Genomic DNA, 19,786 nt, shown 5'->3' with positions numbered 1-19,786 from the left:
CAGCCATGGCAAAGACGAACAAGAATGCCGTGCAACCGCTCGCGTCGCACTTCGTGGCCGAGGTGAACCGGCCGGACTGCAACCGTATCGGGACGCGGATCAGCGACGCCATGGAGCTGCTCGACAGCCTGCATTGGGCGGCCGACAAGGCCATGTCCGATGACGACTACTGGCTTGTGCTGAGCCTGTTCCGCGCGTCCCTGCCGTCGATCGGCGCGGCGCTGGAGGCGGCGAACGACGCCCTTGGCGAGTCGCGGCTCGGCCGCTACGTCTACAGCAACGACGTCACGGCGGGCGGTGCGGTTCTGTCGGTGCCTCGCGCGGCCGGCTGACGCCCGCCGCTAGGCATCATCGCATCATTCAATTCTTCGCGCGTCGGGTAGCTGCTTGCCCGATATGGACTACTAATCGGAAGTGGGCCGACGCGCGTTCAGTGGGAACCTATGAGTAACGCACCCATGTCCGAATTCGAGCGGGCGAGAGTCGCGCTCGGCTATGTTCCGCCCGACGACCGCGATACGTGGAGTCAGGTGGGGATGGCGCTCAAGGCCGAGTTTGGCGAGGAGGGCTTCGCCCTCTGGAACGAATGGAGCCAAGGCGCGCAGAACTACAACGGCAAGGACGCGCGCGATGTGTGGAAGTCGTTCAAGGGCGGCAAGATCACCATCAATACGCTGTTTCACCTCGCCAAGGTCGGCGGCTTCGATCCGCGTGCGCATCGGGCGAAGCCGGTCGATCCAGCGGAGCGCGAGCGACAGAAAGCCGAGCGTGCGGCCCGCGAGGCGGCTGAGCTGGCCGAACTGACCGAGAAGCAGCAAGCCGCGTCGGCGCTCGCTGAGTCGATCTGGTCGGCGGCAGAGCTTGCGTCGGCCGATCATCCGTATCTCGTTCGCAAGCGCATTCCGGTCGACGCGCTGCGCGTCTATCGCGGCGGCTTGTGCATCGGCACGGCCGCATGCGACGGCGCCCTCGTCATCCCGGCCCGTGACGCGGAAGGCAAGCTGTGGACGCTGGAATTCGTCCTGACGGACGGCCAGAAACGCTATCTGCCGAACGGTCGCAAGGCGGGCTGCTTCTCGCTGATCGGCGGTCCGCTATCTTCCGCGCCGTCCACGCTGCTGATTGGCGAGGGTTACGCGACGTGCGCGACGCTCGCGGCCGCGACGGGCTATCCGGCCGCCGTCGCGTTCGACGCCGGCAACCTGCACGCGGTCGCGACGGCGCTGCGCGACCAATATCCGGACGCCCGTATCGTCGTGTGCGCCGACGACGACCACGCGACGAAGGGCAATCCGGGCGTGACGAAGGCCCGCGCGGCGGCCGAGGCCGTCGCCGGCATCGTCGCCGTGCCCGACTTCGGTCCGAATCGCCCAGCGGCTGGCACCGACTTTAACGACCTGGCTGCGCACGTCGGCCCCGATGCGGTGGCCGCCGCCGTGCGTGCTGCACTCGCGCCGGCCGGCTCGGCTGACGTTGGCAAGGGCAAGACCACTCCAGCCGCCGCGAAGCCCTCCAAGCGCCCGAAAACAGCCCGCGCGCAGGACGGCAAGTCGCGGTTCGTCGTCGACGACAAGGGCGTGTGGTTTCACGGGTTCAACAATCAGGGTGATCCGCTGCCGCCGCATTGGGTCAGCACGCGGATCGACGTGATCGCGGAGACGCGAAACGAAATGAACAGCGAGTGGGGTTACCTGCTCGAATTCACGGACCGCGACGGCATCCTGAAACGATGGGCGGTGCCGGCCGGCCTCTTTGCCGGCGACGGCACGGAGCTGCGCCGCATGCTGCTCGATATGGGCGTGAAGCTCGGCGTCACGCAGATCGCCCGCACGCAGATCGCGAACTATATCCAAATGGCGCAGCCGGACGAGCGCGTGCGCTGCGTGCCGCGCGTCGGCTGGCATCACGGCGCGTTCGTGCTGCCCGATCGCGTGATCGGCACCGGCAAAGAGGCGCTGATCTATCAGGCCGACACGCCGATCCAGAGCCAATTTAAGGAGCGCGGCACGCTGGACGACTGGCAACGGGAGGTTGCAGCCTACTGCGTCGGCAATAGCCGCCTGCTGTTCTGCGTCGCAACCGCCTTCGCTGGTCCGCTGCTGCATTTCTCCGGGCTTCAGTCTGGCGGCTTCCACCTGCTCGGCACGACGTCCAAGGGCAAGTCGACGGGCGGCGTCATCGCCGCGTCCGTGTTCGGCTCGCAGGACTATGTGCGGAGCTGGAAGGCGACCGACAACGCGCTCGAAGCCGTTGCCACGCAGCATAGCGACGCGATGCTGATCCTCGACGAAATCGGGCAGGTCGAGCCGCGTCTGGTCGGCGATGTGATTTACATGCTCGCGAACGAGTCGGGTAAGGCGCGCGCGTCGCGTAGCGGCTCGGCAAAGCCCGTGCTCACATGGCGGCTGCTGTTCCTGTCGAACGGCGAAAAGAGCGTGTCCGCGCTGATGGCCGAGGGCAACAAGCCGATGAAAGGCGGTATCGAGGTGCGCTTGCCCGCGATCCCGGCCGAGGTGGGCGAAATGGGTGTGGTGGAGAAGCTGCATGGCTTCCCGACGCCGGCCGCGCTGATCGAGCATCTAGAGCGGCACGCCGGCATGCACTACGGCACGGCCGGCCCCGCGTTCATCGAGTGGGCGTCGTCGCAGGCCGGCGAACTGGCCGAGCATCTGCGCATGCGCATCGACGAGCTGGTCGGTCAATGGGTGCCGGACGGTTCGCATTCGCAGGTCGCGCGCGTCGCGAAGCGGTTCTGCCTCGTTGCGGTGGCCGGCGAGCTGGCGACGGCGCACGGGCTGACCGGCTGGCCGCAGGGCGAAGCGGTCGAGGCCGCACGTCGCTGCTTCGAGGGCTGGCTCGAACTGCGCGGCGGCACGGGCAACTCCGACGAGGCGGAAGCCGTGCGGCAGGTACAGCATTTTCTCGCCGCACACGGCGACAACCGTTTTGTTTGGATGAACCGGGCGCAGGACGACCATCGGCCGAACGTGCCGCATCGAGCGGGCTTCAAACAGCACGTGAAGCGCGACGAGCGGCGCACGCCCATCGCTTCCGATCGCGAGTATTACGCCGAGTTCGGCGGCAAGATGAGCGCGGACGATGCGGAAAGCGTCGAGACGGAATACCTGATCGAAGCGGCCGTGTTTCGTAAAGACGTGTGCGCCGGGTTCGATCACAAGATCGTCGCCAAGGCACTGATGAAGCGCGGCGTGCTGATGCCGCGTAGCGACGGCTATCCGTATCGGCAGGAGTACATCCCCGGTCACGGCAAGTTCATGGTCTATCGCGTGCTGCCGTCCATCTTCACGCTTGAGCTGTGAAATGCACCGCCGCCGTCCGGGAGGGCGGTGGCGGGCATTCCTTTGCGCGGCATATTTCTCTCGCGCGTCAAAGTTACTTTGAGCGATCCGCTCCAGACGGAACCGGGCCGGCGCTTGCCGCGAATCTTGCCGTAGCCGCAACAATCCAGCCCGGTTTAACTCCAGTATCTCCAGCGTTCTCCAAATCGTTTGGAGACACGCGAAGCCTTGCCCCATAAGGCTTTTCGGCCGATTCAGACGTTTATCTCCAAATCTCCAGCTCGTTTTGCACTGAGCGGACAGGCGTCGACCGACTGCATCAATCCCGAAGCCAAGCGTGGCAAGGCTCTCCAGGATTCGAGGTGCGTCGACAACGTGTTTTTGAGGGGGGTGTCCGCGATGGGCCCTGATCGGGCTTTGTTGCGTCGGCCGCAAGTGTCAGGGTGGCCGGAAACCGGGGGACCCTGCGTCTAGGGCAAAGACGCGGGGGCTCACACCCGCGTGTTTTTCCTACTCTCGGCGCGCCTAAGGGGGGTCATATTCATACCGAAATACGGAGGGCCGGCGGTATGGTGCCAACTCTGAAAAATCGGTGGGCGGTGCCCGGCAAGGGGGTCATATGAGGGGGCGAAACAGACAACATCGATCGTCTGACTCAGCTCGGCCAGAATCAGCCATTGGCGCTCCATGCGGAATACTCGAAACCATACATTCGACGTCTGGCAGCTCCGCCGCTCGACAACGGGCAGTCCCCAATGACATCATTGGGCCGGACATGATCCCCTAAGAGACCGTGGGGAATGTTAGATCACACTTCGCAACTTATAACAGCCAAGGGCGCCGCTACTAATGGATGCAACCCCGGACAATCCTGCGCGCAATACCCTCAATGCAGGTGTGACCGAGGTGGCCTTACTTGATGCCATCGCTAAGTCAGGTTATCCGCTTCAGACGCGCGTGGCAGAAAATCTAAGTGCCCACTTTCATGTGCAGGAGGAGTGGTCGTACAGAGATCGAGACAGTAATGCTCTGCGCACGTTAGATATGCTTGCGAGCAAACCGCTCTTCGACATGCGCGGATCTCATCCACGGGTTCGACCTCAATTAAACATCCTCATTGAGTGTAAGCAGTCAGATCTGCCCTTCGTCTTTTTCGACACGCGGCATCGGCCTCGACTATCAAATTTTCCAGTCCTCGCGGGATTGAAATCAAACACGATTGAACTCGTGACTGACGACGATCTATCAACTTGGACGCTGCCGATTCTGAATGCCTTGGGCTTGGATAGACACGAATTCGTTGCAGACGTACCCATATCAAGTACCTTCAGCAAGTGCGCTCGTCGCTCTGGCGGCGGAGTAGAACTCTCGGGAGAGGACTCTTACAACGGTGTCGTGTTGCCGTTGATCAAGGCTACTTCACACTTTGAAAATGCAGAGTCTCCTCGTCCAACGTTTGCCTATTTTGACGCGCATTTAACGATACCAGTAGCGGTGTTGAATGCTCCTATGGTTCTTGTTCAAACAACGAATGCACAGCCCACGGCACGGATGACCCCGTGGGTACGTGTCGCTCGGCACGAGTACGATGGAGACACCGAAGACTGGCGTAAAGACCGCCTCTGGGCAATCGACGTTGTGCACGAAGACTACCTGAAGATTTACATAGAGCAACATGTCCAACCATTCGCCGAAGAATTTGCGCGGCTGGCACTCGAGCACGATGCGGAACTCGCGGCGTGCCAGGGATTTTGCTCAGGGCTAGGGAAAGATTCTTATCGACAGATCGCGAACCGCCTGAGCCCCCGCCCGCTAATGCACAAACCAAGACGAACCGCCGGCATAGCGTGGCGGATAGTGACGTTACCCCATTGGCTATGGAAGAGCAGGTAATGGTGCGCAAGCGCTAAGGCAAACGACGGGCGCCGATTGATGCAAGCCTTGAATGACCGCTGTTGGACGAGTTGAAGGTCTCTTATGGGTCCGATCGCGGCCCTTAATGAAGTAGTGGCCAAGCGATCTCGGACCTGACGCTGACTCGTACGCGCAGCGGTCTATCTTGCCGCCGCGATCGGGATGATCTTCGCCCCGCCCTGTTTGTCGAGATAGTCCGCCCACCACTGCATCATGCGATGGCGCTCGGACAGATACTCGGCGTGGTTGTATGCCGCCCGCACACCGTCCTGCTCGGAGTGCGCGAGCTGACGCTCGATCCAGTCGGAATTGAAGCCCTTCTCGTTCAAGATCGTTGAGGCAAGGCCACGGAACCCGTGCCCGGTCATGCGACTGCGATAGCCCATCCGGTATAGCGCGTACAGGATCGTGTTCTCGCTCATCTGCTGCAACGGTCTACGGCTGTTCGGGAACAGCCAGCGCCGGTGGCCCGTAAGCGCGCGTAGCTCGGAAAGCAGCGCGATCGTCTGGTCAGCGAGCGGCACGATATGCACGCGGCGCATCTTCATCTTCTCGGCCGGAATTCGCCACTCTCGGCGCTCCACGTCAATCTCTGTCCACTCGGCCTGCCGCAGTTCGATCGTACGAACGAATGTCAGTGCCAGGAATCGCAGAGCGAGCCGTGTCTCCGGCTCGCCCTCATATGCAGCGATCGAGCGAAGCAGCTCCGGCAGTTCGCTTTCGCCGACTCGCGCCATATGCTTAACGGGCACTGCCTTCAATGCGCCTCGCAGGTCCGGCGACGGATCTCGCTCGGCACGGCTCGTTGCAACGGCATAGCGAAAGACTTGGCCGCATGTCTGCAACGTCTTGCGCGCAGTCTCGAACGCCTCTCGACCTTCGATTCGTCGAATGACCGCGAGCAAATCCGGTGCGCCGATCGAAGAAATCGGACGCTGGCCGATCAGGGGAAACACCTCGCGATCGAGCTGTTTCTTGACTCGGCTCGCGTGCGAAGCGCTCCATGTCGCTTGCTGCGCCTCGTACCACTCCAGCGCGACGGCCTCGAATGTGTTCTGTGCAGCAATGGCGCGAGTCTGCTTCTCGACGTCACGCTCGAACGCAGGGTTCTTCCCTTCCGCTAACAGTCGCTTCGCTTCGTCACGCCGCGACCGAGCATCAGCGAGCGACGTCGCGGGATAGTCGCCGAACGTCAGCAGGTTTTCTTTGCCATTGAACCGGTATTTGAGCCGCCATTTCTTCGAACCACTGGAGCGCAGATCGAGATACAGGCCGCCACCGTCGAAGAGTTTGTTTCCCCCGGCCTCATCGAATCTAGCGTTGCGGCACTTGGCGTCGGTAAGAGGTTTGGTTTTCATTGTTCGCCGGGGGTACGGCATACCCCCAAATCCGGGAAGTCATACCCCGAATCTTACCCCCAAATTTCCGGGATGCCCCGGTTCCACTCGGCACTTCCAGAAACAAAAAACCCGCGTCAGCGCTAGGCTGGACGCGGGTTTTGGGACTTCCGGGTGCTACTTGAAACTAGTGTTTGGTGCCGGCTGCAGGACTCGAACCCGCCACCTGATGATTACAAATCAACTGCTCTACCAGATGAGCTAAGCCGGCGTAAGCGCGAGATTCTACCTCATTTCACGATCTTGAGGCGAGGTCTGCCGCCTTTCGAGCCGTCGCCGTCGGTTTTCGGCGGTTCGTCGGCGCCTTCGGACGGCTCCTCGTTCGCCCCGTCATCGACCACAGGCGTCAACACGGCAGGCGACTCGTCACGCGGCGCATCTTCCGCCTGCGCGGCATCGTCTTCGAACGCGCCCGAATCCGCGCCCTCGCCCGCGACCGCATCGACCTGGAACGCCATCCCCTGCCCATTCTCCCGCGCGTAAATCGCGAGCACGTTGGCCACCGGAATCTCGATCTTGTGCGCCTTCCCGGAGAACCGGGCGGTGAACTCGATCCACTCGTTACCCATCTGCAGCTGGCTCGTCGCCTCGAAGCTGATGTTGAGCACGATCTCGCCGTCACGCACGAACTGACGCGGCACGCGCGTCGAGTTGTCGACCCTCACCGCGATATGCGGCGTGTAACCGTTATCAGTGCACCACTCGTACAACGCGCGCAGCAGATAAGGTTTCGTTGAAATCTCTTGCATCACAATCCTCGAACCCGGAGCGGGCACGCGGCACGCCGCGCCGCCCGCTCCGTCATGCACTCATTGCACCATCAACGACGCATGACCTTTTCGGACGGCGTCAGTGCTTCGATATAGGCCGGACGGCTGAAGATCCGCTCGGCGTACTTCATCAGCGGCGCAGCGTTCTTCGACAGCTCGATGCCGTAGTGATCCAGACGCCACAAGAGCGGCGCGATCGCGACGTCGAGCATCGAGAACTCCTCGCCGAGCATGTACTTGTTCTTCACGAAGATCGGCGCGAGCTGCGTCAGGCGATCGCGGATCGCGAGGCGTGCCTTCTCGTGGTTCTTCTCCGCTGCCTTGCCCTTTTCGTTCTCGAGCGTGCTGACGTGAACGAACAGCTCCTTCTCGAAGTTGAGCAGGAACAGGCGTGCACGTGCGCGCTGCACCGGGTCGGCCGGCATCAGTTGCGGGTGCGGGAAGCGCTCGTCGATGTATTCGTTGATGATGTTCGATTCGTACAGAATCAGGTCGCGCTCGACCAGAATCGGCACCTGACCGTACGGGTTCATCACCGAGATGTCTTCCGGCTTGTTGAACAGGTCGACGTCACGGATCTCGAAATCCATGCCCTTCTCGAACAGCACCAGCCGGCAACGCTGGGAGAACGGGCAAGTTGTGCCGGAATACAGAACCATCATATTTGCGTTTCCTCAAAAAAGCCGAGGGCCGACACGCGGCGCAACCCCTTTCACGGGTTCCGCCTTGCGCCGGCCCCACGCCGGTCAGGCGTGTTTACTTGATATCTTTCCAGTACGCGGCATTGAGCCGCCAGGCCAGGAAAGTCAGGACACCGAGAAAGACCAGCACCCACACGCCGAGGCGCTTGCGGGTCTGCTGGGCCGGCTCGGACATCCATGTCATATAGGCCACCAGGTCGGCCACCGCAGCATCATAGTCCGGCGACGACAACGTCCCCGGCGTGACCTGCTGGAAGCCGACGAGCTTGTGGACCTTCTCGCCCGTCTCCTCGTCCGTCTTGTCTTCGAATTTGGCAGTGCGCTGCCCCTGCAGTTGCCACAATACATGGGGCATGCCGACGTTCTCGAACACCGCGTTGTTCCACCCGCTCGGCCGCGTATCGTCGCGGTAGAAACTCCGCAGGTACGTGTAGAGCCAGTCGCGGCCGCGCGCCCGCTCCTCGACCGACAGGTCGGGCGGCGAGGTACCGAGCCAGTTCTTCGCGTCTTCGGGCCGCATCGCGACGGACATCGTGTTCCCGACCTTGTCGGTCGTGAACAGGAGATTCGTTTCGATCTCCTTCTGGGATATGCCCAGATCCGTCAGACGGTTGTAGCGCATCAGGTTCGCGCTGTGGCAGTTCAGGCAATAGTTTACAAACAATTGCGCGCCGTGCTGAAGCGAAACGAGATTTTCCGTGTTATCGGGCGCCCGGTCGAGCGGAAAATTACCCTCCGCGCGCACGGCCGGCGCCGCCAGCAGCGCCACGGCCGTTGCCCCGATCAGTGCGAGCGTCGAAAGCAGTTTCTTCATGTCGTTCTCTCCTCGCTCACGTTAATGGGGCTTGAAGCGCACCCGTTCCGGCGGCTGCTTGAACGTGCCAAGCGGTGTCCAGACGGGCATGCCGAGGAAGAACGCAAAGTAGATCAGCGCGCAGCCCTGCGCGATCAGCGTCGCGGCCGGCGATGGCGGCCGTGTGCCGAGGAACGCGAGGGTCAGGAACGCCGCGACGAAGATCCCGAGGAACACTTTGTGGAACAACGGCCGATAGCGGATCGACTTCACCGGGCTACGGTCGAGCCACGGCAGGAAGAACAGCGTGATCACCGCGGAACCCATCACGACGACGCCCCAGAACTTCGATTCCGTCAGGAACATGAACACGACGATCGCCGCGGCCAACACGGGCAGGCCGACCTTCCACTTGCCGCGCGCGCGGATCAGCGCGAGCACGCCGAGCAGCGCGATCACGATCATCAGCACGATCTTGAACGGGTCGGTGGTGGCGCGCAGCATCGCGTAGAACGCAGTGAAGTACCAGACCGGCGCGATCTCCGGCGGCGTCTGCAGCGGGTTCGCCGGGACGAAGTTGTTCGACTCGAGGAAGTACCCGCCCATCTCCGGCGAGAAGAACACGATCAGCGCGAACACCATCAGGAACACGCAGACACCGAAGAAATCGTGCACCGAGTAGTACGGATGGAACGGGATGCCGTCGAGCGGAATGCCGTTCGCGTCCTTCTTCGCCTTGATCTCGATGCCGTCCGGGTTATTTGACCCCACTTCGTGCAACGCGACGAGGTGCGCGATCACGAGGCCGACCAGCACGAGCGGAATCGCGATCACGTGGAACGCGAAGAAGCGGTTCAGCGTGACGTCGGACACGACATAGTCGCCGCGGATCCACAACGACAGGTCCGGGCCGACGAACGGGATCGCCGAGAACAGGTTCACGATCACCTGCGCGCCCCAGAACGACATCTGGCCCCACGGCAGCAGATAGCCGAAGAACGCCTCGGCCATCAGGCACAGGAAGATCGCACAACCGAAGATCCACACGAGCTCGCGCGGCTTGCGGTACGACCCGTACATCAGCCCGCGGAACATGTGCAGGTACACGACGACGAAGAACATCGATGCACCTGTCGAGTGCATGTAGCGGATCAGCCAGCCCCACGGCACCTCGCGCATGATGTACTCGACCGACGCGAATGCGAGCATCGAGTCGGGCTTGTAGTTCATCGTCAGGAAGATGCCCGTGACGATCTGGTTGACGAGCACGAGCAGCGCGAGGGAGCCGAAGAAGTACCAGAAGTTGAAGTTCTTCGGCGCGTAGTACTCGGAAACGTGCTTCTTCCAGGTGGACGTGAGCGGGAAGCGCTGGTCGATCCAGCCGGTGAGACCTGTCGTGGAGACTTCCTTGTTGTCGGCCATCACGCTTCTCCTTTCTCGTCCTTGCCGATCACGAGGGTCGTCGCCGACGTGAACATGTAGGGCGGGATGTCGAGATTCTGAGGCGCCGGCTTGTTCTTGAACACGCGGCCGGCGAGGTCGTAGGTCGAACCGTGGCACGGGCACAGGAAACCGCCCGGCCAGTCGTCCGGCAGGTTCGGCTGCGGACCCGGCGTGAAGCGTTGGCTGGGCGTGCAGCCGAGGTGCGTACACACGGCCATCACGACGAGAATGTTCTTGCGATCGGCCCGCGCGCGATATTCGTTCGCGCAATACGCGGGCAACGGCATCGAATACGGGGATTTCGAGGTCGGATCGGCCACTTCCTTGTCGGCCTTGACGACGTCGGCGAGCATGTCGTCGGTGCGGTTCAGGATCCAGACCGGCTTGCCGCGCCACGGCACGGTGACCATTTCGCCGGGCTTCAGGCCGCTGATGTCGACCTCGACCGGGGCTCCGGCCGCTTTCGCTTTCGCGGACGGCGCAAGCGACGCCGCGAAAGGTATGACGGTGGCTACGCCTCCCACGCCACCTGCTACGGATGTCGCAATCAGCCAGGTACGGCGGCCGCTGTCGACGCGTTTCTCTTCCTTGTCTCGCATCACACGCCCCACTTCTGAGTTGGATTTTCCGTCACGACTTTTCATTCCGCCGCTAGTTTGCGCGAATGGAGTCGCCATTTACAAGGCCCGGAGATGAAAATCCCTTCGAAGTAGTTGATAGTTAAGGGTTTCCCCCCACTATCGGAGCGATTAAATCATTTCGCTTTTAAGCGGATGCTACATTGTGAAATTTCGATGCGCCGCCGCAAATCCGTCGCTCAGACCGGATTATGAATATCGATAAAAAGGTGTTCGATATCGAATTCTTCGGACAAGTGGGCGCCAAGCGCCTGGATTCCGTAGCGTTCGGTCGCATGGTGCCCTGCCGCAACGAACGCGACGCCGCTCTCGGCCGACGCGTGCGTGACGGGTTCCGATACTTCGCCGGTCAGGAACACGTCGGCGCCGGCGTCGATCGCGGCATCGAAATAGCTCTGCGCGGCACCCGTGCACCACGCGATGCGGCGCAGCTGCATCTCCGGATCGCCGAGCACGAGCGGCGTGCGGCCGAGCGTGCGCTCGACCTTCGCGACGAAGTGCTCGAGCGTGACGGGCATCGGCAGCGTGGCCATCCAGCCGAGGTCGCCGTCGCCGAAACGCTGTTCGCCGATCAGCCCGAGCTTCTCGCCGAGCTGAGCGTTGTTGCCGAACTCGGGATGCGCGTCGAGCGGCAGGTGGAACGCGAACAGGTTCAGGTCGTTCGCGAGCAGCAGCTTCAGGCGCCGGTACTTGCGGCCGGTGATCTGTGGCGCCTCGTTGCGCCAGAAATAGCCGTGATGGACGAGCACCGCATCCGCCCCCCATTCGAGCGCGCCTTCGAGGAACGCGAGCGACGCCGTGACGCCGGTGGCGATCTTCTCGATCTTGCGACGCCCCTCGACCTGGAGGCCATTCGGGCAATAGTCCTTGAAGCGCGCAGTTTCAAGGGTATTGTTCAAGTACAATTCAAGTTCGATCCGATCCATATAAACCTCTAATCCATTCAGATGCTTAGACGCTTCTGGCTGTTCTTCGCGCAGGCGGTGACCGTACTGCTCGCGCTGATGTTCATCGTCGTGACGCTCAAGCCGCAATGGCTGCAACGGCAAGGACAGCTCGGCAAGCAGCTCGCCACGCCGATCGTCGCGCTGCGGGAAGTCGCGCCGGGCATCAGCGGTGCACCGGCGACCACGTCATACGCGGAGGCCGCGCAAAAGGCGATGCCCGCCGTCGTCAACGTCTTCTCCAGCAAGGACGGCTCGCTGCCGCCCGACCCGCGCGCGAAGGATCCGCTGTTCCGCTATTTCTTCGGCGACCGCAACGCCCGCAAGCAGCAGGACGAACCTGCCGCCAACCTCGGCTCCGGCGTTATCGTGAGCCCTGAAGGTTACATTCTAACGAACCAGCACGTCGTGGACGGCGCCGACCAGATCGAAGTCGCGCTCGCCGACGGCCGCACGGGCACCGCGAAGGTGATCGGCAGCGACCCCGAAACCGATCTCGCCGTGCTGAAGATCAACATGACGAACCTGCCGACGATCACGCTCGGCCGTTCCGACCAGTCGCGGGTCGGCGACGTCGTGCTCGCGATCGGCAACCCGTTCGGCGTCGGCCAGACGGTCACGATGGGGATCATCAGCGCGCTCGGCCGCAACCATCTCGGCATCAACACGTTCGAAAACTTCATCCAGACCGACGCGCCGATCAACCCCGGCAACTCGGGCGGCGCGCTGGTCGACGTGAACGGCAACCTGCTCGGCATCAACACGGCGATCTACTCGCGCTCGGGCGGCTCGCTCGGCATCGGCTTCGCGATCCCCGTGTCGACCGCGCGCACCGTGCTCGAAAGCATCATCACGACGGGCTCGGTCACGCGCGGCTGGATCGGCGTCGAGCCGCAGGACGTCACGCCGGAAATCGCCGAGTCGTTCGGGCTCCAGCAGAAGTCGGGCGCGATCGTCGCGGGCGTGCTGCAGGGCGGTCCGGCCGACAAGGCCGGCATCAAGCCGGGCGACATCCTCGTGAGCGTGAACGGCGACGACATCACCGACACGACGAAGTTGCTGAACACCGTCGCGCAGATCAAGCCGGGCACGCCGACCAAGGTGCACGTCGTGCGCAAGGGCAAGGAGTTCGACGTGAGCGTGGTGATCGGCAAGCGCCCACCGCCGCCGAAGCAGACGCTCGACGAACAGGACAGCGACAGCGAGTGACATCCGGCGGGCGGCGTATCGGCGAGCGCCGCTTGCCGGCCAAGGATGGAAATGCAAAAGGGCAGCCTGATCGGCTGCCCTTTTGTTTTGCTTCGAAGATCCTTCGTCACGGTGACAGAGCTGCGTTCACCCGCCGCCTGCACCGCCCGGTCGCGCGCCCGGATTCAACGTCGTCGAAGTGCCGCATCGACGGCGCCCCTCATGCCGGGCGCAGCGCGCCGCATTTCATCAACTCGCGGCGCCGTTCTCGGCCTCGGGTTCTTCCGTCGGCTTCGGCACGAAGAATCGCGCGGCCAGCAGCCCGATTTCGAACAGCACGACGAGCGGCAGCGCGAGCATCAGCTGCGAGAACACGTCCGGCGGCGTGACGACCGCCGCGACGACGAACGCGCCGACGATCACGTACGGCCGCATCTCCTTCAGCTTCTTCAGCGACAGCACGCCCATCCGGACGAGCAGCACGACGACGATCGGCACCTCGAACGTGACCCCGAACGCGATGAACATCCCGAGCACGAAGCTCAGGTAGTTGTCGATGTCGGTCGACATCTCCGCGCCGAGCGGCGCGTTGTAGTGCGCCATCACACGGAAGATCGTCGGGAACACGAGGAAGTATGCGAACGCCATCCCGCACAGGAACAGGACGTAGCTGCTGCCGACGAGCGGCACGACGAGCTTCTTCTCGTGCTGATACAGGCCCGGCGCGACGAACGCCCAGATCTGGTACAGCACGATCGGCAGCGCGATCACGAGCGCGACGAGCATCGTGACCTTCATCGGCACGAAGAACGAGCCGGTGACGTCGGTCACGATCATCCTGCCGCCCTTCGGCAGGTTCTCCATCAGCGGCCGCGCGAGCAGCCGGAAAATGTCGGGCGCCCAGTACACGAGCCCGAGGAACACGACGATCACGGCCAGCCCCGCGCGAATGATGCGATCGCGAAGCTCGACGAGATGGGAAATGAAGGTTTCTTCCGGGGCGTCGCCCGGATTCTGCTGGGGGTCGCTCACACCGGCCCTCGGTAGGATTGACGAGCGAGCATGCGCTCGGCTCAGAAGAAGCGCGTCGGCCGGCGCAGGCTGGCCGGCTGATGGCGCGCGACACGCGCGGCGCCCGACTGCACGTGCGTGCGGCGGGTCGTCGCGCGCTTGTACCAGACAGGCGTCGCCGCCTGTTTCACACGCCAGTTGCGACGCTTCGGCGCGAGCGCGGCCATGCTGCCGCGCCACGACGGCGCCGCGGGCGTGTCGGAGCCGTACGTGCCGGCATCGACCGAGCCTTCGTTAGGACCGCCGACCGCGGAGTTCCACGTGTCGTTCAGTTCCTTCTCGTGCTCGCGCAGGTTGTCGTGAATCGTCGTCTCGACATTGCGCGCGGCCGACTCGAAATCGGTCTTCATCGTCCGCAGCGCGTCGAGTTCGATTTCGCGCGAGACCTCGGCCTTCACGTCGTTGATGTACCGCTGCGCGCGGCCGAACAATGCGCCTGCCGTACGCGCGACGCGCGGCAGGCGCTCGGGGCCGAGCACCACGAGCGCGACGACGCCGATCAGCGCCATCTTCGAAAGACCGAGATCCAGCATCGCGAATGCCTGTCAGCGTGCCGGCGTTACGCCTTGTTCGAGTCGGAACGCGTCGTTTCCTTCGCGTTGACGTCGACCGAACCCGAACGCGGCAGTTGCTGCGTGTCCGCCGGAGTCTCGCCTTCCTTCATGCCGTCCTTGAAACCCTTCACGGCGCTGCCGAGGTCGTTGCCGATGTTGCGCAGCTTCTTCGTACCGAAAACCAGCGCGACGATCAGCAGCACGATCAGCCAGTGCCAAATGCTCAATCCACCCATGATGAAACCTCTCCTCAACCACGCCGCGTCGCGGCGCAAATCGCCGGCGGCACGCCGGCTTCGACTATCGATGCGGGGAAACGCCCCGCCACGTCAACCCATCCGCAGCCACGGGCGCGGGCCGGCCAGGATGTGCGCGTGCAGGTGGTAGACCTCCTGCCCGCCGCCGGGGCCCGTGTTGATCACCGTGCGAAAACCGGTTTCGCCCCCCGTGTATGCAACGCCGAGCTGGTCGGCCAGACGGGCGACCAGCAGCATCAGCCGGCCGAGCATCGGCGCATCGGCCTCGCTCGCCGCCGACAGCGTCGGCACATGCCGGCGCGGAATGACGAGCACGTGCGTCTCGGCCGCCGGGCGGATGTCGCGGAACGCGACGAATTCGTCGTCCTCGTGCACCTTCGTGCTCGGGATCTCGCCCGCCGCGATCTTGCAGAACAGGCAATTCGGATCGTGACTCATGTTGCTCCTGCGAAACGCCCGTGCGCCGGTCAGAACCAGGCCTGCGGATCGAGCGTCTTGTTGTCGTTCAGGTACAGCCAACCTTTGATGATACGGTACAGCGTCCAAATCCACGTGACAAACATGATCACGAATCCCACCACCACGAACATCAGCGCGAAGCCGATCACGTAGGCGATCAGCGCGCGCCAGAACGTGCGGATCTGCCACTCGAAATGGTCGGCGTACGGCGTGCCGGCCACGTCGCCGCGCTTCACGTAGTTGATGATGATCGCGATGATCCCGGTGACGCCACCCGTCAGCCAATGAATCGCGTAGAGGCCGTACAGCACGTGCGTCAGCGTGCGCAGACCTGCCAGTCGCTCGGCGTCCGCTGCGCCCGGCACCGACGGTGTCGGAAACTGGCTCGGTGTATCGGTCATGATGCTACCCCCGTTAGATGACAATTCTTACAGCTTACCGCACTGTCGTCGGCGCGGCAGGCCGCGCGTCGTCACCCGCCGTTTTCCTCGCGCTCGCGACGCTTGCGCAGCGCTTTTTCCTCGATGCCCGACAGACCTTCGCGGCGCTCGAGTTCGGCGATCACGTCGGCCGGGCTCAGGTCGAAATGCGACAGCATCACCAGGCAATGGAACCACAGGTCGGCCACCTCGCCGACCAGCGCCGTCGGCGCGCCGCCCTGGCGCACGTCCTTCGCGGCCAGCACGACTTCGGTCGCCTCTTCGCCGATCTTCTTCAGCACCGCGTCGTCGCCCTTGTGAAACAGGCGCGATACGTACGATTGTTCGGGGTCGCCGCCCTTGCGGCTATCGATCACGGCCGCGAGGCGCAGCAGCGTGTCTTCGGTCGATTGCGTCATTTGTAGATGTGTTCGGGGTCTTTCAGCACCGGATCGACCGCGACCCAGTCGCCGCTGTCCACGGTGCCTTCGAATTTCTGGAAGAAGCACGAATGCCGGCCGGTGTGGCATGCGATGCCCGACACCTGCTCGACCTTCAGCAGCACGACGTCCTCGTCGCAGTCGAGCCGCACCTCGTGCACGTGCTGCACGTGGCCCGACTCCTCGCCCTTGAACCACAGGCGCTTGCGCGAACGCGAATAGTAGACCGCGCGCTGCGTCTCGATCGTCTTCGCCAGTGCCTCGCGGTTCATCCACGCGAACATCAGCACGTCGTTCGTCGACGCTTCCTGCGCGATCACCGGCACGAGGCCGTTGTCGTCCCAGCGGACCTTGTCGAGCCACGCGGGCAGGGATTTCGTTTCCGTGTTCATCACAGCCTCACCGGAATGCCCTGGTCGGCCATGAAGCGCTTCGCCTCGCCAACCGTGTGCTCGCCGTAGTGGAAGATGCTCGCGGCCAGCACTGCGTCGGCGCGGCCGTCCTTGATGCCGTCCGCGAGGTCCTGCAGCGAGCCCACGCCGCCCGATGCGATCACCGGCACCGGCACCGCGTCCGACACGCCGCGCGTGAGCGCGAGGTCGAAACCGGACTTCGTGCCGTCGCGGTCCATGCTCGTGAGCAGGATCTCGCCCGCGCCGAGCTCGGCCATCTTGCGCGCCCATTCGATCGCGTCGAGGCCCGTGCCCTTGCGGCCGCCGTGCGTGAACACTTCCCAGCGCGGCGCCTCGCCGTCGGCCGACACGCGCTTCGCGTCGATCGCGACGACGATGCACTGCGAGCCGTACTTGTCGGCCGCGTCGCGCACGAGCTGCGGGTTCGCGACCGCCGACGAATTCATGCTGACCTTGTCCGCGCCGGCGTTCAACAGGCGCCGCACGTCCTCGACGGCGCGCACGCCGCCGCCGACGGTCAGCGGAATGAAGACCTGCGACGCGACGGCTTCGATGATCGACAGAATCAGGTCGCGCTGGTCGGACGTCGCGGTGATGTCGAGGAAGGTCAGTTCGTCGGCGCCTTGTTCGTCGTAGCGGCGCGCGATTTCGACGGGGTCGCCGGCATCGCGCAGTTCGACGAAATTGACGCCCTTGACGACACGCCCGGCAGTCACGTCCAGGCAGGGGATGATGCGTTTAGCTAGAGCCATGATGTTGCGCCAAATGCCGCGCTGGGACGGCCGGTTACGGAAGCCTCGCGCGAGGCTTCCGGTGGAGCCGCCCGCGGGCAGCTCCGGCAAACGGAACAACCGCGGTTACGCGTTGTCGAGTTCGCCGTTCAGTTCGTCCGCGCGCTTTTGCGCGGCCGCGAAATCGAGATCGCCGGAGTAGATCGCTCGGCCGCAGATCACGCCTTCGACGCCATGCTCTTCCACTTCGCAGAGGTTCTCGATGTCCGTGAGGTTCGACAGGCCGCCGCTGGCGATCACCGGAATGCCGACCGCCTGCGCGAGCTTCACGGTCGCCTCGATGTTGATGCCCTGCAGCATCCCGTCGCGGCCGATGTCCGTGTAGACGATCGATTCGACGCCGTAGTCCTCGAACTTGCGCGCGAGATCGATCACTTCGTGGCCGGTCAGCTTGCTCCAGCCGTCGGTCGCGACCTTGCCGTCCTTCGCGTCCAGCCCGACGATGATGTTGCCGGAGAACGCGGTGCACGCGTCCTGCAGGAAGCCGGGGTTCTTCACGGCGGCAGTGCCGATGATCACGTAGGACAGGCCGGCGTCGAGATACTTCTCGATCGTCTCGAGGCTGCGGATGCCGCCGCCGAGCTGTACGGGGATTTCGTCGCCGACTTCGTCGAGGATCGCTTCGATCGCTTCGAGATTCTTCGGCTTGCCGGCGAATGCGCCGTTCAGGTCGACGAGATGGAGCCGCCGGGCGCCGAGATCGACCCACTTGCGGGCCATCGCCGCCGGGTCCTCGGAGAAAATCGTGGCCTGGTCCATATCGCCCTGTTTGAGGCGCACACACTGACCGTCTTTGAGATCGATGGCCGGAATCAGCAACATAGCAATCGGGTGTCGTCGTGGAAAATGAAAAGAATCCGGCGCGTACCGGCCAAACCGGTGCCGCGCCGTCTCGCTAGTTTAGTACAACTCTTTCGGCGCTTAAGCGGGCAAGCCCCGCGCGACAGGCCGTTCGGCCCGGTCGACTGTGGCTCGCACGCCACGTTTACGGCTTCCAGTGTACGAAGTTGCGATACAGACGCAACCCGACCTCCGCGCTTTTCTCGGGGTGGAATTGGGTCGCGAAGAGGTTGTCCCGCGCGACCGCGGACGTAAACGGCGCGCCGTATACCGTTTCGCCGACCGTGTGCGCCGGGTTGTCCGGGCTCACGTAATAACTGTGCACGAAGTAGAAATATGCGTCGTCGGGCACGCCATCCCACAGCGGGTGCGGCTGCGACTGGTGCACGCGGTTCCAGCCCATCTGCGGCACCTTGAAGCGCGAACCGTCGTCCTGCAGGCGGCCTTCGAGCTCGAACCGCACGACCTTGCCGGGCAACAGGCCCAGGCCCTTCGTGTCGCCTTCCGCGCTCCAGTCGAACAGCATCTGCTCGCCGACGCACACGCCGAGCAGCGGCTTCGTGCGCGACGCCTCGATCACGGCCTCCTGCAGCCCCGACTCGCCGAGGCAGCGCATGCAGTCGGGCATCGCGCCCTGGCCGGGCAGCACGACGCGGTCGGCCGCGCGAATCGCGGCCGGCGTATCGACGATCGCCACGTCGGCGGCCGGTTCGGCCTTCTTGAGCGCCTGCGCGACCGAGCGCAGGTTGCCCATCCCATAATCCACAATCGCAATCGAAGTTTTCATCTCAGTGCAGGCAGTAGCGCCCTCAGTCCATTGACGATGAATTCCACCGCCAGCGCCGACAGCATCAGACCCATCAGCCGCGTGGCGATGTTGATGCCAGTGCGGCCGATCCAGTTCGCGATCGGCGCGGCAAGCCGCATCGCGAAGAAACACAGCAGAGCCAGGACCGCGCCGATCGCGACGAGCCCGGCTCGCTCATACCAGTGATGCGAGTTCGCCGCATAGACGATCGCCGTGCTGATCGAGCCGGGGCCCGTGAGCAGCGGAATCGCCAGCGGCACGACCGCGATGTTGTCCTTCAGCTCGGCCTCGTGGCGCTCCTCCGGCGTCGATCGCGTGTTGCCGATCTGCGCGTTCAGCATGTTGATCGCCATCAGCAACATGATGATCCCGCCGCCCACTTCAAGGGAGCCGACCGAAATACCGAAGAAGTCGATGATCTGCTGCCCGAGCAGCGTCGTCACCGTCATCACGCAGAACACCGACACCGACGCGATCCGGATCGTGCGGCGCCGCTCGATGTCCGACTGCTGCGCCGTCAGGCTCAGGAAAAACGGCACCGCGCCGATCGGGTTGATCAGCGCCAGCAGCGAAATGAACGATTTGAGCAGATCCATCGCAAGCCGGCGCGCCGCGCCGAAGCCGTGAGGTTGTCGTTGGCGGCGTGT

General features: G+C 63.5%; 22 protein-coding genes and 1 tRNA gene. 4 read left to right on the top strand and 19 right to left on the bottom strand.

Translation table 11 applies throughout. From position 1 onward, the window contains the following. Nucleotides 1-5: 5 nt before the first annotated feature. From ACT2FV_RS18890 to ACT2FV_RS18880, 3 genes are all read left to right on the top strand, one after another. Nucleotides 6-332, top strand: coding sequence for a hypothetical protein (locus ACT2FV_RS18890; RefSeq protein WP_208282350.1), 327 nt, complete (start codon nucleotides 6-8; stop codon nucleotides 330-332). 126 nt (nucleotides 333-458) lie between these two features. Then, complete coding sequence (locus tag ACT2FV_RS18885) at nucleotides 459-3,320, top strand: DUF927 domain-containing protein (protein ID WP_444504592.1); 2,862 nt, start codon at nucleotides 459-461, stop codon at nucleotides 3,318-3,320. An 828-nt stretch (nucleotides 3,321-4,148) separates the two neighbouring features. Next, entirely contained in the window at nucleotides 4,149-5,192 is a 1,044-nt protein-coding gene (locus ACT2FV_RS18880; RefSeq protein WP_444504591.1) for a hypothetical protein, read from the top strand. 161 nt (nucleotides 5,193-5,353) lie between these two features. Here the strand turns inward: ACT2FV_RS18880 and ACT2FV_RS18875 are convergent, their stop codons facing one another. From ACT2FV_RS18875 to ACT2FV_RS18840, 8 genes are all read right to left on the bottom strand, one after another. Beyond that, nucleotides 5,354-6,571 (bottom strand): tyrosine-type recombinase/integrase, encoded by a 1,218-nt coding sequence (locus tag ACT2FV_RS18875; protein WP_444504590.1) that lies wholly within the window; start codon nucleotides 6,569-6,571, stop codon nucleotides 5,354-5,356. A 174-nt stretch (nucleotides 6,572-6,745) separates the two neighbouring features. Beyond that, a tRNA-Thr gene (locus tag ACT2FV_RS18870) sits at nucleotides 6,746-6,821 on the bottom strand. Nucleotides 6,822-6,840: 19 nt separating this feature from the next. After that, on the bottom strand, nucleotides 6,841-7,359 hold the full coding sequence (locus tag ACT2FV_RS18865; protein ID WP_124628018.1) for a ClpXP protease specificity-enhancing factor: 519 nt from the start codon (nucleotides 7,357-7,359) through the stop codon (nucleotides 6,841-6,843). A gap of 71 nt (nucleotides 7,360-7,430) precedes the next feature. Then, entirely contained in the window at nucleotides 7,431-8,042 is a 612-nt protein-coding gene (locus tag ACT2FV_RS18860; RefSeq protein WP_006400565.1) for a glutathione S-transferase N-terminal domain-containing protein, read from the bottom strand. A 94-nt stretch (nucleotides 8,043-8,136) separates the two neighbouring features. Then, complete coding sequence (locus ACT2FV_RS18855; RefSeq protein WP_124628020.1) at nucleotides 8,137-8,895, bottom strand: cytochrome c1; 759 nt, start codon at nucleotides 8,893-8,895, stop codon at nucleotides 8,137-8,139. 21 nt (nucleotides 8,896-8,916) lie between these two features. Next, nucleotides 8,917-10,299, bottom strand: coding sequence for a cytochrome b (locus ACT2FV_RS18850; protein ID WP_108064681.1), 1,383 nt, complete (start codon nucleotides 10,297-10,299; stop codon nucleotides 8,917-8,919). After that, complete coding sequence (gene petA / locus ACT2FV_RS18845; protein ID WP_059599826.1) at nucleotides 10,296-10,916, bottom strand: ubiquinol-cytochrome c reductase iron-sulfur subunit; 621 nt, start codon at nucleotides 10,914-10,916, stop codon at nucleotides 10,296-10,298. The genes ACT2FV_RS18850 and petA overlap by 4 nt, the downstream gene beginning before the upstream one ends. A 218-nt stretch (nucleotides 10,917-11,134) precedes the next feature. Continuing rightward, a complete protein-coding gene (locus ACT2FV_RS18840; protein ID WP_444504589.1) occupies nucleotides 11,135-11,881 on the bottom strand; it encodes a Nif3-like dinuclear metal center hexameric protein in 747 nt (248 codons plus the stop codon). 21 nt (nucleotides 11,882-11,902) lie between these two features. Here ACT2FV_RS18840 and ACT2FV_RS18835 point away from each other — a divergent pair, with 21 nt between their 5' ends. After that, nucleotides 11,903-13,108, top strand: a complete 1,206-nt coding sequence (locus ACT2FV_RS18835; protein ID WP_444504588.1) for a Do family serine endopeptidase — start codon at nucleotides 11,903-11,905, stop codon at nucleotides 13,106-13,108. Nucleotides 13,109-13,336: 228 nt separating this feature from the next. On the opposite strand, the gene tatC is transcribed toward ACT2FV_RS18835, so the two are convergent. The 11 genes from tatC to ACT2FV_RS18780 form a co-directional block, all read right to left on the bottom strand. Next, nucleotides 13,337-14,119 carry a twin-arginine translocase subunit TatC gene (tatC, locus tag ACT2FV_RS18830; protein ID WP_059599823.1) on the bottom strand — a complete coding sequence of 261 codons (783 nt, stop codon included), beginning with the start codon at nucleotides 14,117-14,119 and terminating at the stop codon, nucleotides 13,337-13,339. Nucleotides 14,120-14,160: 41 nt separating this feature from the next. After that, nucleotides 14,161-14,691 (bottom strand): Sec-independent protein translocase protein TatB, encoded by a 531-nt coding sequence (tatB, locus tag ACT2FV_RS18825; RefSeq protein WP_059686471.1) that lies wholly within the window; start codon nucleotides 14,689-14,691, stop codon nucleotides 14,161-14,163. 26 nt (nucleotides 14,692-14,717) lie between these two features. Further along, nucleotides 14,718-14,948 carry a Sec-independent protein translocase subunit TatA gene (gene tatA / locus ACT2FV_RS18820; RefSeq protein ID WP_059599821.1) on the bottom strand — a complete coding sequence of 77 codons (231 nt, stop codon included), beginning with the start codon at nucleotides 14,946-14,948 and terminating at the stop codon, nucleotides 14,718-14,720. 93 nt (nucleotides 14,949-15,041) lie between these two features. After that, entirely contained in the window at nucleotides 15,042-15,407 is a 366-nt protein-coding gene (locus ACT2FV_RS18815) for a histidine triad nucleotide-binding protein (protein WP_044845951.1), read from the bottom strand. Nucleotides 15,408-15,436: 29 nt separating this feature from the next. Then, nucleotides 15,437-15,829, bottom strand: coding sequence for a DUF4870 family protein (locus ACT2FV_RS18810; protein ID WP_059599820.1), 393 nt, complete (start codon nucleotides 15,827-15,829; stop codon nucleotides 15,437-15,439). Between the two features lie 71 nt (nucleotides 15,830-15,900). Beyond that, the gene (locus ACT2FV_RS18805; RefSeq protein ID WP_044845953.1) at nucleotides 15,901-16,266 is read right to left on the bottom strand and encodes a phosphoribosyl-ATP diphosphatase; all 366 of its coding nucleotides are present in this window, start codon (nucleotides 16,264-16,266) and stop codon (nucleotides 15,901-15,903) included. Beyond that, entirely contained in the window at nucleotides 16,263-16,679 is a 417-nt protein-coding gene (gene hisI / locus ACT2FV_RS18800; RefSeq protein WP_044845954.1) for a phosphoribosyl-AMP cyclohydrolase, read from the bottom strand. The genes ACT2FV_RS18805 and hisI overlap by 4 nt, the downstream gene beginning before the upstream one ends. After that, the gene (gene hisF, locus ACT2FV_RS18795; RefSeq protein ID WP_444504587.1) at nucleotides 16,679-17,452 is read right to left on the bottom strand and encodes an imidazole glycerol phosphate synthase subunit HisF; all 774 of its coding nucleotides are present in this window, start codon (nucleotides 17,450-17,452) and stop codon (nucleotides 16,679-16,681) included. Before hisF ends, hisI begins: the two co-directional genes overlap by 1 nt. Nucleotides 17,453-17,557: 105 nt before the next feature. Beyond that, the gene (gene hisA, locus ACT2FV_RS18790; protein WP_039366646.1) at nucleotides 17,558-18,313 is read right to left on the bottom strand and encodes a 1-(5-phosphoribosyl)-5-[(5-phosphoribosylamino)methylideneamino]imidazole-4-carboxamide isomerase; all 756 of its coding nucleotides are present in this window, start codon (nucleotides 18,311-18,313) and stop codon (nucleotides 17,558-17,560) included. A gap of 163 nt (nucleotides 18,314-18,476) precedes the next feature. Next, a complete protein-coding gene (gene hisH, locus ACT2FV_RS18785; protein ID WP_059599818.1) occupies nucleotides 18,477-19,118 on the bottom strand; it encodes an imidazole glycerol phosphate synthase subunit HisH in 642 nt (213 codons plus the stop codon). Then, complete coding sequence (locus ACT2FV_RS18780; protein WP_444504586.1) at nucleotides 19,115-19,735, bottom strand: MarC family protein; 621 nt, start codon at nucleotides 19,733-19,735, stop codon at nucleotides 19,115-19,117. The genes hisH and ACT2FV_RS18780 overlap by 4 nt, the downstream gene beginning before the upstream one ends. Nucleotides 19,736-19,786 lie beyond the last annotated feature (51 nt).

This window comes from Burkholderia sp. PR2 (assembly GCF_052372875.1).
Taxonomy (GTDB): Bacteria; Pseudomonadota; Gammaproteobacteria; order Burkholderiales; family Burkholderiaceae; genus Burkholderia; species Burkholderia diffusa.
Note: the sequence above shows the minus strand (reverse complement) of the source record. Positions and strands in the feature narration are given on the sequence as shown.